The organism is Kribbella sp., from assembly GCF_035655035.1.
In the GTDB taxonomy this organism is placed as follows: domain Bacteria; phylum Actinomycetota; class Actinomycetes; order Propionibacteriales; family Kribbellaceae; genus Kribbella.
In genome coordinates this window covers 1-13,378 of sequence record NZ_DASRVN010000652.1, presented here as the reverse complement: position 1 = coordinate 13,378, position 13,378 = coordinate 1, and the positions used below count along the sequence as shown (strand labels likewise).

Annotated in this window: 14 protein-coding genes; 8 read left to right on the top strand and 6 right to left on the bottom strand. The window is 70.1% G+C overall.

Annotation, left to right across the window (positions count from 1 at the left end):
- The first annotated feature begins 20 nt into the window (after positions 1–20).
- Positions 21–995 carry a zinc-binding dehydrogenase gene (locus VFF46_RS34130; protein ID WP_325041375.1) on the top strand — a complete coding sequence of 325 codons (975 nt, stop codon included), beginning with the start codon at positions 21–23 and terminating at the stop codon, positions 993–995.
- A 1-nt stretch (position 996) separates the two neighbouring features.
- On the opposite strand, the gene VFF46_RS34125 is transcribed toward VFF46_RS34130, so the two are convergent.
- Both VFF46_RS34125 and VFF46_RS34120 read right to left on the bottom strand, forming a co-directional pair.
- Entirely contained in the window at positions 997–1,299 is a 303-nt protein-coding gene (locus VFF46_RS34125) for a hypothetical protein (protein WP_325041374.1), read from the bottom strand.
- 42 nt (positions 1,300–1,341) lie between these two features.
- Positions 1,342–1,908: a DUF1707 and FHA domain-containing protein gene (locus VFF46_RS34120; RefSeq protein ID WP_325041373.1), complete on the bottom strand. Its 567-nt coding sequence runs from the start codon at positions 1,906–1,908 to the stop codon at positions 1,342–1,344.
- Positions 1,909–2,002: 94 nt separating this feature from the next.
- Here VFF46_RS34120 and VFF46_RS34115 point away from each other — a divergent pair, with 94 nt between their 5' ends.
- The 3 genes from VFF46_RS34115 (at position 2,003) to VFF46_RS34105 (ending at position 4,400) form a co-directional block, all read left to right on the top strand.
- Positions 2,003–3,079, top strand: a complete 1,077-nt coding sequence (locus tag VFF46_RS34115; protein ID WP_325041372.1) for an ATP-dependent DNA ligase — start codon at positions 2,003–2,005, stop codon at positions 3,077–3,079.
- Complete coding sequence (gene uppS, locus VFF46_RS34110; RefSeq protein ID WP_325041371.1) at positions 3,076–3,837, top strand: polyprenyl diphosphate synthase; 762 nt, start codon at positions 3,076–3,078, stop codon at positions 3,835–3,837. The genes VFF46_RS34115 and uppS overlap by 4 nt, the downstream gene beginning before the upstream one ends.
- A 62-nt stretch (positions 3,838–3,899) precedes the next feature.
- The gene (locus VFF46_RS34105; protein WP_325041370.1) at positions 3,900–4,400 is read left to right on the top strand and encodes a hypothetical protein; all 501 of its coding nucleotides are present in this window, start codon (positions 3,900–3,902) and stop codon (positions 4,398–4,400) included.
- Here the strand turns inward: VFF46_RS34105 and VFF46_RS34100 are convergent.
- Positions 4,397–6,271, bottom strand: coding sequence for an ABC transporter ATP-binding protein (locus tag VFF46_RS34100; protein ID WP_414673122.1), 1,875 nt, complete (start codon positions 6,269–6,271; stop codon positions 4,397–4,399). The two genes, VFF46_RS34105 and VFF46_RS34100, sit on opposite strands and share 4 nt — an antisense overlap.
- A 139-nt stretch (positions 6,272–6,410) precedes the next feature.
- Here VFF46_RS34100 and VFF46_RS34095 point away from each other — a divergent pair, with 139 nt between their 5' ends.
- The 3 genes from VFF46_RS34095 to VFF46_RS34085 are packed head-to-tail and all read left to right on the top strand — an operon-like array spanning position 6,411 to position 7,614.
- Positions 6,411–6,851 (top strand): SRPBCC domain-containing protein, encoded by a 441-nt coding sequence (locus VFF46_RS34095; RefSeq protein WP_325041368.1) that lies wholly within the window; start codon positions 6,411–6,413, stop codon positions 6,849–6,851.
- Positions 6,848–7,177: a metalloregulator ArsR/SmtB family transcription factor gene (locus tag VFF46_RS34090; protein WP_325041367.1), complete on the top strand. Its 330-nt coding sequence runs from the start codon at positions 6,848–6,850 to the stop codon at positions 7,175–7,177. The genes VFF46_RS34095 and VFF46_RS34090 overlap by 4 nt, the downstream gene beginning before the upstream one ends.
- On the top strand, positions 7,174–7,614 hold the full coding sequence (locus VFF46_RS34085) for an SRPBCC domain-containing protein (protein ID WP_325041366.1): 441 nt from the start codon (positions 7,174–7,176) through the stop codon (positions 7,612–7,614). The genes VFF46_RS34090 and VFF46_RS34085 overlap by 4 nt, the downstream gene beginning before the upstream one ends.
- Here VFF46_RS34085 and VFF46_RS34080 read toward each other — a convergent pair.
- Complete coding sequence (locus tag VFF46_RS34080; RefSeq protein ID WP_325041365.1) at positions 7,611–8,375, bottom strand: enoyl-CoA hydratase/isomerase family protein; 765 nt, start codon at positions 8,373–8,375, stop codon at positions 7,611–7,613. The genes VFF46_RS34085 and VFF46_RS34080 overlap by 4 nt on opposite strands.
- A gap of 25 nt (positions 8,376–8,400) precedes the next feature.
- Complete coding sequence (locus VFF46_RS34075) at positions 8,401–9,999, bottom strand: ABC-F family ATP-binding cassette domain-containing protein (RefSeq protein WP_325041364.1); 1,599 nt, start codon at positions 9,997–9,999, stop codon at positions 8,401–8,403.
- Positions 10,000–10,072: 73 nt separating this feature from the next.
- On the opposite strand from VFF46_RS34075, the gene ypfJ reads away from it, so the two are divergent.
- Positions 10,073–10,975, top strand: a complete 903-nt coding sequence (gene ypfJ, locus VFF46_RS34070) for a KPN_02809 family neutral zinc metallopeptidase (protein ID WP_325041363.1) — start codon at positions 10,073–10,075, stop codon at positions 10,973–10,975.
- A 53-nt stretch (positions 10,976–11,028) separates the two neighbouring features.
- Here the strand turns inward: ypfJ and VFF46_RS34065 are convergent.
- Positions 11,029–13,378: hypothetical protein (locus VFF46_RS34065; RefSeq protein WP_325041362.1), on the bottom strand; the 2,350-nt coding region annotated here is incomplete at its 5' end.

Genomic DNA, 13,378 nt, shown 5'->3' with positions numbered 1-13,378 from the left:
AGGTTCTAGCGTTGCCCGGTATGAAAGCGATCAGACTGCATGCCTTCGGTCCGGCGGAGAACCTCGTGTACGAGGAGGTTCCGGACCCGGTGCCTGTCGGTGAGACGGTCCTCGTCGAGGTCGAGGCCGCCGGAGTTCATCTCGTCGACACGGTGATCCGTGCCGGGGCGGCCGGCGGTAGCCCGATCCCGGTGCCGGAGCTGCCGACGATCCCCGGGCGCGAGGTCGCCGGCCGGGTCGGCGCCGTCGGGCCGGAGGTGGACCCGTCCTGGATCGGGAAGCGGGTCGTCGTCCACCTCGGCATGGCCCCCGGCGGGTACGCCGAACGCGCGGTCGCGAAGGTGGAGTCGCTGTACGAACTCCCCGACCACGTCGACGCCGCCCAGGCAGTCGCCGCGATCGGCACCGGACGTACCGCCGCCGGCATCCTTCAGCAGGCCCGCCTGACGATGGAGGACGTCGTACTGATCACGTCGGCGGCGGGTGGCATCGGCAGCTACCTGATCCAGGCGGCGCGGAACGTCGGCGCCGTCGCGATCGGCCTCGCCGGCGGCCCCGAGAAGGTCGAACTGGTCCGCTCACTCGGAGCGCAGTACGCGATCGACTACCGCGACCCGGACTGGCCCGAGGTCCTGAAGGATGCCCTGGGCAACCAGGAGGTCACCGTCCTCCTCGACGGCGTCGGCGGCCCCAACGGTCAGCACGCGTTCAACCTCCTCTCCCCCGGCGCCCGAGCCCTCCTGTTCGGCTGGTCCGGCGGCGGCCCGATCGAATTCACCCACACCGACCTGATGACCCGAAGCCTGACCGTCGGGTGGGCACTCGGCGCCAGAATGGCCCGCCAACTCCGCACCCTCGAAGCCGCCGCCCTGGAAGAAACCACCACCGGCCGCTGGAAGGCCCTCACGACAACCTTCCCCCTCGCGGACGCCGCAGCCGCCCACCAAGCCCTCGAAACCCGCAACACCACCGGCAAGGTAGTCCTACTCCCCTGAGTCAGCGCGGGAGTCGGCTGGCAAGCGCGTCGAGTACGACGGTGTGGGTGGGTGGGACTGTGATGCGGAGGATGGTTGCTTCGGTGAGGGTGAAGGTGAAGAACGAGCAGCACTCGGACTCTCGGGCGATCAGGTCTGCGGTTGTCGCGTGGGATTCCGGGGTGAGGGTGAGTTCTAGGGTGTGGGCGTCCGGGCGGGTCGCGTGGCGGAGGTGGTTGGTGAAGAGTTGGTCGAACTCGGCTGTGCGGAGGGGCTGTTCGGCGGTGGGGAGGGTGCAGGATTCCGGGACCCAGGTGTTGTCCATGGGTCGACGGTAAGCCTGGACCTGGGTACTGAATGCAAGTCCTTACGGCTGCTGGGTCAGCGTGAAGCTGACCGCTCCGAAGCTGACGCGATCGCCCGGGCGGACGCGGACGGTGGTGGTGATGCGGAGGTCGTTCACGCAGGTGCCGTTCATCGAGCCGAGGTCGCGGAGCAGCCAGCCGTCGCCGACGTGCCGCAGCTCGGCGTGGAACCGCGAGACCGTGATGTCCGCCAGCCGGAGCGTCGCGCCCGGCCCGCGCCCGACGCGGACCGTCGGCGAACCAGCTGCCGGAAGCGCGAGCGCAGGCGGCGGTGGGGGCGCCACCTGCCGGACCAGCGACACGCGAGGCAACAGCTCACTCCACGCCGCAGCGCGAGGAAGCGTCGACCGGAACCGGCGGGCCCAGGTCATGAATCGGGACTCGCGGCGGGGGAGGTCGCGGAGGACGTCGACCAGTTCGCCTTGGGTCTGGGCGCGGAGTACGACGTTCATCCGGCGGACGAAGGTGTCGTGCGAGAGGCGGCCGGAGCCGGCGCCGTCGCGGAGGACGGCGAGGGCGCGGTCACGCTCCGCGTCCGACGGCCGCGTACCCACCCCGACTGAGCTCATACAGGCATTGTCCGAGGCAACTTCCCCCGCGTCCACCTGAGGAGTGCCCAGGAAGTGGCTAGGAACTGTCAGGGGCGTGGGACAGAATGACAGGATGCGACTGCCAGTGATGCCTCCGGTCAAGCCGATGCTCGCCAAACCGGTGAAGGAGATCCCGCGCGGGGACCTGTCCTACGAGCCGAAGTGGGACGGGTTCCGGTCGATCATCTTCCGCGACGGCGACGAGGTCGAGATCGGCAGCCGGAACGAGAAGCCGATGACGCGGTACTTCCCCGAGCTGGTCGAGGCGGTGAAGGCGAACCTCCCGGAGCGCTGCGCGATCGACGGCGAGATCGTGGTGATCGGCGGTTCCGGCGACCGGCTCGACTTCGAGGTGCTGCAGCAGCGCATCCACCCGGCCGCGAGCCGGGTGAACATGCTGTCCGAGAAGACCCCGGCCCGGTTCGTCGCGTTCGACCTGCTGGCCCTCGGTGACGACGACTACACGGAGCGCCCGTTCGCCGAGCGCCGCGCCGCGCTGCTGGACGCGCTGGCGGGAGTCAAGGAGCCGATCCACGTCACCCCGGCGACCGCCGACCACGACACCGCCGCGCAGTGGTTCGAGCAGTTCGAGGGCGCCGGCCTGGACGGGCTGATCGCCAAGCCCCTCGACGGGACGTACCAGCCGGACAAGCGGGTGATGTTCAAGATCAAGCCGGAGCGTACGGCGGACTGCGTCGTCGCCGGGTACCGCCTGCACAAGAGCGGCCCGGACCGGATCGGCTCGCTGCTGCTCGGGCTGTACAACGGCGACGGCACGCTCGCCAGCGTCGGCGTGATCGGCGCGTTCCCGATGGAGCGCCGCAAGGAGCTCTTCACGGAACTGCAGCCGCTGGTCACGACGTTCGACGACCACCCGTGGGCGTGGGCCAAGCAGGAGGAGGGCGTCCGTACGCCGCGGAACGCCGAAGGCTCCCGCTGGCAGGCGGGCAAGGACCTGTCGTTCACGCCACTGCGGCCGGAGCGCGTCGTCGAGGTGCGGTACGACCACATGGAAGGCATCCGCTTCCGGCACACCGCCCAGTTCGTCCGCTGGCGCCCGGACCGGACGCCGGAGTCCTGCACGTACGAGCAGCTGGAGGAGCCGGTGAAGTTTGACCTGGCCGACGTACTCTCGAGCGCCCAACGATGAACCCCCTCTACCGCCTGTACACCGGCCGCCTCCGCAGGCAGCTCAGAGCCCTGCCGAAGCCGCGGCATGTCGCGATCGTGATGGACGGCAACCGTCGCTGGGCGCGCGGCGCCGGGTACGACGACGTACGCGTCGGGCATCGTTTCGGGGCGAGCCACCTGGAGCAGTTCCTGCAGTGGTGCGCTGACGCGGGCATCACCTGCGTTACGGCGTGGGTCGCTTCGGCGGACAACATGCGCAAGCGGGACTCCGCCGAGGTCGGCTACCTGATGGAGCTCACCGAGAGCGTGCTCGCCGAGCACGTACGCCGGGACCACCGCTGGCGGCTGCACGTCGCCGGTCAGCTGGATTTGTTGCCTGACTCAACGACCCGCGCGTTGAAAGACGCCGTCGAGCTGAGCCGGGACCGGACGGCCGGTGACCTGACCCTCGCGATCGGTTACTCCGGGCGGCTCGAGGTTCTCGACGCCGTACGGTCGATGCTCGACGAGGCGGCCACGGACGGGCGGTCGCTCGACGACGTCGCGGACGCGCTCACCGAGGAGGAGATCAGCCGGCACCTGTACGTGCCCGGCCTGCCGGACCCGGAGCTCGTCATCCGGACCAGCGGCGAGCTGCGGATGTCGGACTTCCTGCTCTGGCAGACGACCGGCTCGGACATCGAGTTCTGCGACCTGTACTGGCCGGCCTTCCGCGAGGTCGACCTGCTCCGCGCGCTGCGCACGTACGGAACTCGAAGACTGCAACGATTCAGTTGAATACTTTCACCGCTTGCCGGGGCACTATGGAGGCATACCGACTGGTAAGCGGAGGTGGCACGATGTACGACGTCGTACTGCTTGTCGAACAGGAACTGTCCGAGCCGGACGCGAAACGTGTCGTCGCACTCCATCAGGACATGCCCGAGCCGGTTACGTACCACGTGCTCGTGCCCTGCCACAACGCGGAGGCGGGCGTCGAGGCGTCGATCAGCGCGCTCGGTACGGCGGATCTCTACGGACCGGGGCTCGCGGGTCAGCGCGAGGACCTCGTGGAGGCGCAACGGGCGATCGATTCCGAGGCCAAGGGCTGCAGCGGGCGCAGCGTGCAGCGGCTCCGCGACCTCGGGCAGCACGCCGAGGGCGGGATCTCGCACGACCGGCCGATCGACGCGCTGGTGGCGACCGTGAAACACAGCGGCGGGCAGGAGGTCATCATCCTCACCCGGCCGCACATCGTCGCCGAGTTCTTCCACCTGGACTGGACCAACTCGGCCCGCCGGCATCTCGGCGTACCGGTGCTGCATCTCCTGGAGCACGAGTCACAGGAGGCCGCGCCCTAAGTGATCATCGCGGTGCCGGACTCCTTGAACTGCGTGTGATACAGCAGCGCGTACTCGCCGTTGGCCGCCAGCAGCTGGTCGTGCGTGCCGCGCTCGATGACGTTGCCGTGGTCAACGACCAGGATCTGGTCCGCGTTGCGGACCGTCGACAGCCGGTGCGCGATCACCAGCGACGTCCTGCCTTCGAGCGCCGTGTCGAGGGCCTGCTGGACGGCGACCTCGGACTCGGAGTCCAGGTGTGCCGTCGCTTCGTCGAGTACGACGATCTTCGGCGCCTTGAGCAACAACCGGGCGATCGCCAGGCGTTGCCGTTCGCCGCCGGAGAGCCGGTGCCCGCGGTCGCCGACGACCGTGTCGAGGCCGTCCGGGAGCTCCGACACCAGTTCCCAGATCTGGGCCGCCCGCAGTGCCGCCACCATCTCTTCCTCGAGAGCGTCCGGCTTCGCGTACAGCAGGTTGGCGCGGATCGTGTCGTGGAACATGTGGGCGTCCTGGGTGACGTACCCGATCGTGTCGTGCAGGGACTGGAGCGTGACCTCGCGGACATCGTGCCCGCCGATTCGTACCGCTCCCCCGGTCACGTCGTACAGCCGGGCCACCAGGTTCGTGATGGTGGTCTTGCCGGCTCCGGACGGGCCTACCAGGGCGATCATCTGACCGGGCTCGACCACGAAGCTCACGTCGTCCAGGACCTGCGCGGACGCGCGCTTGTCCAGGACGGCCACCGATTCGAGGCTGGCGAGTGAGACCTGCTCCGCGGTCGGGTACGCGAACGCGACATGGTCGAACTCGACACTCGCCGCATCGGCAGGCAGGTCGATCGCGTCGGGGGCATCCTTGATCATCGGCTCCAGGTCGAGCACCTCGAAGACGCGCTCGAACGACACCAGCGCGGTCATCACGTCGACGCGCACGTTGGACAGCGCGGTCAGCGGACCGTACAGCCGGCCGAGCAGTGCGACCAGGGCGAGCAACGTCCCGACGGTCAGGGTCTGACGGACGGCCAGGTTGCCGCCCACGCCGTACACCAGGGCCGTCGCGAGCGCCGCGACCAGCGTCAGCGCGGTGAAGAACACCCGGCCGAGCATCGCGATCCGGATCCCCAGGTCGCGGACCCGTCCGGCGCGCTCACCGAAGTCGCGCTCCTCCAGCGCCGGGTGCCCGAACAGCGTGACCAACAGCGCGCCGCCGACGCTGAACCGCTCGGTCATCGCCGTCGACATCTCGGCGTTCAGGTTCATCTGCTCGCGGGTCATCGCGGCCAGCCGGCGGCCGAGGATCCGGGCCGGGACCAGGAAGACCGGCAGCAGCAGGATCGCGACCACGGTCAGCTGCCAGCTCAGCGCGAGCATCGCGCCGACCACGAGGATCAGGCTGATGATGTTCGAGACCACGCCGGACAGCGTGGTCGTGAAGGCCTGCTGGGCGCCGATGACGTCGTTGTTCAGCCGGGAGACCAGCGCGCCGGTCTGCGTCCGGGTGAAGAACGCGACCGGCATCCGCTGCACGTGCGCGAACACCTTGGTCCGCAGGTCGTAGATCAGCCCCTCGCCGATCCGCGCCGAGAACGAGCGCTGCACCAGGCCGAGGACCGCCTCGACGACCGCCAGGCCCGCGACCACCAGTGCGAGCGCGGTCACCAGCCCTGCGTTCCCCTTGGTGATCCCGTCGTCGACGATCTTCTTGAACAGCAGCGGCGACGCGATCACCAGGAACGCGGACCCGACCACCAGCACCAGGAACACCGTGATCTGCCACCGGAACGGCCTCGCGAACCTCAGGATCCGCCGGACCGTGCCCTTCGCCAGCTTGCGCCCGACGACCGACGCGTCCTGCCGCCGCCAGCCGGCCGCGGCCATTCCGCCCATCATCGACATCGCACCGCCTCCCTTTGCACAGATCATCTCAACAGTCGCGGCCCGGGAACGCTTCCCGCAACCTTTGGTTGCATATCAGGTCGTCGTGGCCTACGATCATGAGCAACCAAAGGTTGCGAAAGGATTCAGGGGTATGAGCAGGAGCATCGAGCGGGAGATTCGGATCGCGGCCGCGCCGGAGGTGGTCTACGAGGTGGTCAGCTCGCCGGAGCACCTGCGCGAGTGGTGGCCGGACGAGGCCGACTACAAGCCGGTCCCCGGGGGTACCGGAACGGTCGGGTTCCGGCAGGACGACGGCACCTTGACGGTCGGGCTGACCGTACTCGAGGCCGAGCCGCCGCGCCGGTTCGTGTTCCGCTGGGACTACGACGGCGACACCGCGACCCCGCAGAACTCGGTACTGGTCACGTTCGACCTGCTGGCGGCCGACGGCGGCACGCTGCTCCGGTTCGCCGAGACCGGGTTCGACGAGGCCGCCAAGTCCGACGAGCTGTTCGCGGACCACACCAGCGGCTGGGACTACTTCCTGCCGCGGATCGCGCCGTACGTCGCCCGGCTGGTCGCCAGGCCGTGATCGACGACGAGCTCTGGTCGGCGATCGGCGACCCGACCCGGCGGCGGATGCTCGACCTGCTGCTCGCGGACGGCGGCGGTACGGCGACCGGGCTCAGCGAGCGCCTGCCCGTCACCCGTCAGGCGGTGGCGAAACACCTCGGCGTTCTCGAACGGGCCGGGCTGGTGCACTCCGCGCCGTCCGGCCGGGAACGCCGGTACGCCGTGGCCGAGGACCGCCTCGCCCACGCCATCAATCAGCTGGCCGACGTCACGCACGCCTGGGACCGGCGGCTGCAGCGGATCAAGACGATCGCCGAGGCGATCGAACGGAAGGAAAGACCATGAACGATATCCTGCACCGGGTGGGCATCGTTGCCCCGAGCAAGGACGTGTACGACGCCCTGACCACGATCGACGGACTCGCCGGATGGTGGACCGTGGACACCACAGGCGACGAGGCCGGCGTACTGGAGTTCCGCTTCGCCAGCGCGGGCGGGGACGGGTTCGACATGAAGGTCCTGGAAACCACGCCCGAGCTGATCCGCTGGGAGGTCGTCGGTGGCCCCGACGAATGGATCGGCACCCAGGTCAGCTTCGCGCTCTCCCGAGCCGACGACTTCACGATCGTGCTGTTCAAGCACGAGGGCTGGCGTGAGCCGGTCGAGTTCATGTACCACTGCAGCACCAAGTGGGCGACGTTCCTGATGAGCCTCAAGCAGTACGTCGAAACCGGCAAGGGTGAGCCCGCGCCGAACGACGTACTGGTCAGCAACTGGCACTAACCGAACGCGGCCAGGAGTTCCTTCAAACGGCGTTCCTGGGCCTCACGCTCGGCCTGGAGCTGGTCGTCGTACGTGCGGTCCGCGGCACCGAGGAGCAGCGCCTTGGTCTCGCGGATCGCGCCCGGCAACGGGCCGAGCACCGCGTCGGACAGGTCCTTGACCGTCGCCTCCAGCTCGTCGGCCGGTACGACGATGTTCGCCAGGCCGAGCTCCTTCGCCTCGGCCGCCTCGACCCAGCGCGTGGTGGCGCAGATCTCCAGGGCCCGGGAGTACCCGACCAGCTCGACGAGCGGCTTCGTACCGCCGAGGTCCGGGACCAGGCCGAGCGCCGGTTCGCGCATGCTGAACCGCGCGTCCGGCGTCACCACCCGCAGGTCGCAGGCGAGCGCGAGCTGGAACCCGGCGCCGACCGCGTGCCCCTGGACGGCCGCGATACTGACGATCTCCGGCCGCCGCAGCCAGGAGAAGCCGGACTGGAAGTGTGCGATCAGCTCCAGGACCTCGGCGGTCGGCTTGGCGCCGAGGTTCAGCAGCGGCTCCTCGCCGAGGTCGTTCTCGCCCATGATCAGCCGGCGGTCGAGCCCGGCCGAGAACGACGGCCCCTCCCCCGACACGATCACCACCCGGACCTCGGGCGGCAGCGACGTACCGAAGTCCGCCAGCTCGCTCCACATCCGGGGCGTCTGGGCGTTCCGCACCTCGGGCCGATCCAGCACCACCCGGGCCACCGCACCGTCGACACTCAGTCGCAGACCAGTCATACGACCGGATATTACTCGGAAGTAATCAGGCGAGCGAGACCAGGTCGGCGTACTCGCTGGTCCAGAGGTCCTCGACGCCGTCGGGGAGCAGCACGACGCGCTCGGGCTCGAGGGCCTCGACCGCGCCCTCGTCGTGCGTGACGAGCACGATCGCGCCGGTGTACGAGCGGATCGCGTTCAGCACCTCGGCGCGGGAGGCAGGGTCGAGGTTGTTGGTCGGCTCGTCGAGGAGCAGCACGTTCGCCGCCGAGACGACCAGGGTCGCCAGCGCGAGCCGGGTCTTCTCACCGCCCGACAGCACGCTCGCCGGCTTGTCCGAGTCGTCGCCGGTGAACAGGAACGAGCCGAGCACGCTGCGCGCCTGCGTCTCGTTCAGGTCCGGGGCGGCGGACTTCATGTTCTCCAGCACGGTCCGGTTCACGTCGAGCGTCTCGTGCTCCTGAGCGTAGTACCCGAGCTTCAGACCGTGGCCGTCGATGATCTCGCCGGTGTCGGCCTTCTCGATCCCGCCGAGGATCCGCAGCAGCGTGGTCTTGCCGGCACCGTTCAGGCCCAGTACGACGACGCGGGATCCCTTGTCGATCGCCAGGTCGACGTCGGTGAAGATCTCCAGCGAGCCGTACGACTTCGACAGCTCGCGTGCCATCAACGGCGTCTTGCCGCACGGGGCCGGCGTCGGGAACGCGATCTTCGCGACGCGGTCTGCCTGGCGCTCGTCCTCGAGCGAGGACATCAGCCGCTCGGCGCGGCGGAGCATCTGCTGGGCCGCGGCGGCCTTCGTCGCCTTGGCGCGCATCTTGTTCGCCTGGTCGACCAGCTGGGTGGCCTTCTTCTCGGCGTTCGCGCGCTCGCGCTTGCGGCGCCGCTCGTCGGTCTCGCGCTGGCTCAGGTACGCCTTCCAGCCGACGTTGTACACGTCGATCTCGGCGCGGTTCGCGTCCAGGTGGAAGACCCGGGTGACGGTCTCCTCGAGCAGGTTCACGTCGTGGCTGATCATGATCACGCCACCGGCGTACGACTTCAGGAAGTCCCGCAGCCAGACGATCGAGTCCGCGTCCAGGTGGTTGGTCGGCTCGTCCAGCAGCAGCGTCTCGGCCTGCGCGAACAGGATCCGGGCCAGCTCGACGCGGCGCCGCTGACCGCCGGACAGGGTGGACAGCGGCTGGCCGAGGACCCGGTCCGGGAGGCCGAGGTTGGCCGCGATCCGGGCCGCCTCGGACTCGGCGGCGTACCCGCCGGCGGCGTGCAGGTCGGCCTCGGCGCGCTCGTACCGCCGCATGCCCTTGGCGCGGGTCTTCTCGTCCGCGCTGGCCATCGACTTCTCGGCCGAGCGCAACCGCCGTACGACGTCGTCGAGCCCGCGGGCGGACAGGATCCGGTCCCGGGCGAGTACGTCGAGGTCGCCGGTGCGCGGGTCCTGCGGCAGGTAGCCGATCTCGCCCAACGAGGTCACCGAACCGGCGGTCGGCAGCCCCTCACCGGCGAGGATCTTGGTCAACGTGGTCTTGCCGGCCCCGTTACGGCCGACCAGCCCGACCTTGTCCCCCGGGCCGACCCGGAACGACGCGGGCGCCAGCAACTGCCGGGCACCGACGCGGACCTCGAGATTGGAAACAGTGATCATCGGGGTACGCAGAGGTCCTAACGCTGGGCTTCGACAGGGCTGGGGCAGGGTGGGCTGCTCTAGTGTATGTGCCGTGAAATTCAATCCGGACGCGGATCTCGACACCAGCGGCGTCGAGGACACCCGCGGAAGTGGTGGCGGGGGCCGCGGTGGGCTGCCCGGCGGGGTGATCCCGGTCGGCGGCGGCATCGGCGGCATCATCCTGCTGGTCGTGATCCTGCTCCTGAACGGCGGCCTGCCAGGCGGAGGTGGCAGCGACCAGCCGGCCACGCAGAACACGGCCGCGGGCAACCTGAGCTCCTGCAAGAAGGGCACCGACCTGCAGTCGAACTCGGACTGCCGGTTCGTCTTCTACCAGAACTCGATCGAGAACTTCTGGGCAGCGGAGCTCCCCCGGCACGGGAAGAAGTACACCCGCGCCCCGATGCGGGTCTTCGACGGCTCGGTGAACACCGGCTGCGGCCCGGCGACCAGCGCGGTCGGCCCGTTCTACTGCCCGCCCGACCACCGCGTGTACCTCGACCTCGGCTTCTTCCGCACCCTGCAGACCGACCTCGGCGCCCGCGGCGGCGAGTTCGCCGAGGCGTACGTCGTGGCGCACGAGTACGGCCACCACATCCAGAACCTGTACGGCATTCTCGACCGGATCAAGACCCGGAACGGCCCCACATCGGACTCGGTCCGCTCCGAGCTGCAGGCCGACTGCCTGGCCGGCATCTGGACCAACCACGCCACCACCGTCCCCGGCAAGAACGGCCAGCCGCTGATCACCGGCCTCACCCAGGACGACATCGCCCGCGGCCTCGACGCCGCCGCCTCGGTCGGCGACGACCGCATCCAGCAGAAGACCCAGGGCCAGGTAACCCCCGAGTCCTTCAGCCACGGCACCGCCGCCCAACGCATGAAGTGGTTCCAGGCCGGCCTCGACTCCGGCGACCTGACCGCCTGCGACACCTGGTCCGCCAGAAACCTCTGAGCCGCACGAAAAACCGCCCTGCACTCGCACGAGTGCAGGGCGGTTCTTTGTACCTAGGCGACCTGGGCGGGGCGGTGGTAGCCGGGGAGGAGCTCGTCGACGAGGGCGTCGGTCTCCGCCTCGGGGCCGCGGGGGGCGCCGTGTTTGGTGAGGGCGGCGTACATCTGGCCGGCGACGTTGGTGACGTCGGCGGTGGTGCCGAAGTGCGAGGCCAGGCGGAGGGTGGCCCGCCACAGTTCCTCCGACGCCGGGGAGAAGCTCAGGCCGGTCTGCAGCGCCGTACGGGCCAGGTTGCCGTCGTTGTGGTTGAGGGACGCCTCGGCGAGCCGCAGGGCGGCGTCGACGACGGCCTCGACCATCCGGCGCTCGATGCCGGACGCGGCGAGCCAGGAGTAGCGGCCGCCGGGCAGGTTCGACCAGGCGGGGCCGTGGACCAGGCTGAGCGCCGTCGACAGCGGGCCGCGCGGGTCGTCGACCATCGTCGCCTGCTTGGCCAGCGTCCGGAACACGTCCCAGTCGACCCGGACCACGCTGCGGTTCAGCATCCAGCGGCCGGACTCGTCGGCGTACATCGCGTCCACGCCCACCCAGCGGCGGGTGTGCTCGAGCGCCGAGTCGCGCAGCTCCTGGCTGATCCCGCGCGGCCAGATCGCACCGGCCAGCACGTTCGGGTGTACGCCGTAGTCCTGGCTGGCCAGGAACGCGACGATCTCGGTCGACAGCGCGACCCGGCCCTCGTCGATGGCGCCGCGGGCGTCCACCTCGACCGGGCCGAGCAGGTCCACCTCGACCGGCGCCGGCCGGCTCAGGTCGGTGGCCGAGAACTCGTACGCCGGCATGTCCTGCTCCGAGCGGCGCTTGTCGCGGGCGTCCGCCTCGGCCGCGTCGAACAGCTGGACCAGGTCCGCGAACTGTTCCGGGCTGACGTGGTGCGCCTCGACCTCGAGGCCGAGCAGCCGGCAGACCGCCTGGTTCTTCTCGTCCACGACGAACCGCCACGGCGCGTTCAGGACGTCGCCGACCACGACCACCGAGATGCTGCGCTTGGCGTCCGAGGCCAGCCGGTTCAGCTGGTCCTGCTCCTCCGGCGACGGCGGCGCCGACACGAAGATGATCTCCGCGCCCCACAGCGCCGCGTCCGGGTGCGTCATCCGGGCCTCGGCGACGGAGCCGCTGTTCCGCCGCTGGCAGGCTTGGACCTGCGCCTCGGTACGGCGGGCCACCTCGCCCATCGCGTCGTCCAGCCGCACCCAGTAGCTCAGCCGGCTGGGCGACAGCGACGACAGGTCGTCACCGAACCCGACCATGCTGATGTGCGCGCCCTCCGACCACAGGTTGGTGGCCAGCTCGACAGCCAGCGAACCGACCACGTCCCGGGAGGCGTTGGTGACGCCGCCGAACGCGACGATCCCGTTCGCGGTGTCGAGGTCGATCAGTACCGTCGCGCCGTCCGCGTTCTGGCCGACCGTGACCAGCGTCGGGTACGGCGCGGGCGCGTTCACCTCGCCGGCCGGGCCGTAGCCGCGCCGCAGCGTCCAGCGGGTGCCCTCGGCGATCGCCTGCCACGGACCGGGCGGGGCGGGCTGCGCCTCGTACGGGTCCAGGACCAGGGTCAGCGCCCGCTCGGTCACCAGTGCGGCGACCACCTTCGGCATCGGGCGGCCGAGCTTGGTCATGTCCGCGCCGAGCTTGCGCAGCGAGTTGTCCACGAACTGCGCGGTCGGTACGTCGGCCGCCATCCGCAGGTCGATCTCGGTCTGCCGCTGCCCGGCGGACTTCGGCCCCGGGCCCTGCGCCCAGCCGCGGCGGCGCTTCAGCGCCACCGCCAGACCGGCCGCTAGCAGCGCCGCGCCGAACCCGAAGATGCCGGCTTCCTGCAGGCTGATGCCGCCGCTGTGCGCGGCGACCGGGGTCGCCACCGGCACCTGCGTGCCGCCGCCGGCCGGTTCGCCCTGGGTGTTCGTCCCGACGCCCGGGATATGCGGCTCGGCCGTCACGTTCGGGCCGACCGGCTTGCCGGTCTTCGCGCCCGGGTCGGTCGTCGAGCTGACGATCCCCAGCGAGGACCCCTGCTCGGCGCCCTGCTCGGAGTACCGGCCCGGACCGGCCGTCTCGGTCTTGTGGTCGACCGCCGCCTTCGGCTTCGCCGTGGTCCTGGTCTCGGTGGTCTTCGTCCGGGTCTCAGTAGTGGTGGGCCTGGTCTCGTGCGTCGACGGGTGGTCGCCGATGCTCACCCGGACCGTGTGCACGCCCGGGCCCTTCGCGTCGGCCGGCAGCCGCACCTGCCAGCCCGGCATGATCAGGTCCGGGTTGGTCAGCCGGCGGCCGTCCGGCTGCAGCTTGTTCTTGTTGAGGTCGTAGATCTCCTTGTACCGGCGGCCGTCGCCGAGGTGCCGCTCCGCG

Bases quoted from the DNA above. Each gene is read 5' to 3' on its own strand.
- VFF46_RS34080 (WP_325041365.1), bottom strand. From the start codon at position 8,375: ATGACTGGTCTGCGACTGAGTGTCGACGGTGCGGTGGCCCGGGTGGTG.
- VFF46_RS34105 (WP_325041370.1), top strand. From the start codon at position 3,900: ATGTACGACGTCGTACTGCTTGTCGAACAGGAACTGTCCGAGCCGGAC.
- VFF46_RS34130 (WP_325041375.1), top strand. From the start codon at position 21: ATGAAAGCGATCAGACTGCATGCCTTCGGTCCGGCGGAGAACCTCGTG.
- VFF46_RS34115 (WP_325041372.1), top strand. From the start codon at position 2,003: ATGCGACTGCCAGTGATGCCTCCGGTCAAGCCGATGCTCGCCAAACCG.
- VFF46_RS34100 (WP_414673122.1), bottom strand. From the start codon at position 6,271: ATGATGGGCGGAATGGCCGCGGCCGGCTGGCGGCGGCAGGACGCGTCG.
- VFF46_RS34095 (WP_325041368.1), top strand. From the start codon at position 6,411: ATGAGCAGGAGCATCGAGCGGGAGATTCGGATCGCGGCCGCGCCGGAG.
- VFF46_RS34075 (WP_325041364.1), bottom strand. From the start codon at position 9,999: ATGATCACTGTTTCCAATCTCGAGGTCCGCGTCGGTGCCCGGCAGTTG.
- VFF46_RS34125 (WP_325041374.1), bottom strand. From the start codon at position 1,299: ATGGACAACACCTGGGTCCCGGAATCCTGCACCCTCCCCACCGCCGAA.
- VFF46_RS34085 (WP_325041366.1), top strand. From the start codon at position 7,174: ATGAACGATATCCTGCACCGGGTGGGCATCGTTGCCCCGAGCAAGGAC.
- VFF46_RS34120 (WP_325041373.1), bottom strand. From the start codon at position 1,908: ATGAGCTCAGTCGGGGTGGGTACGCGGCCGTCGGACGCGGAGCGTGAC.
- uppS (WP_325041371.1), top strand. From the start codon at position 3,076: ATGAACCCCCTCTACCGCCTGTACACCGGCCGCCTCCGCAGGCAGCTC.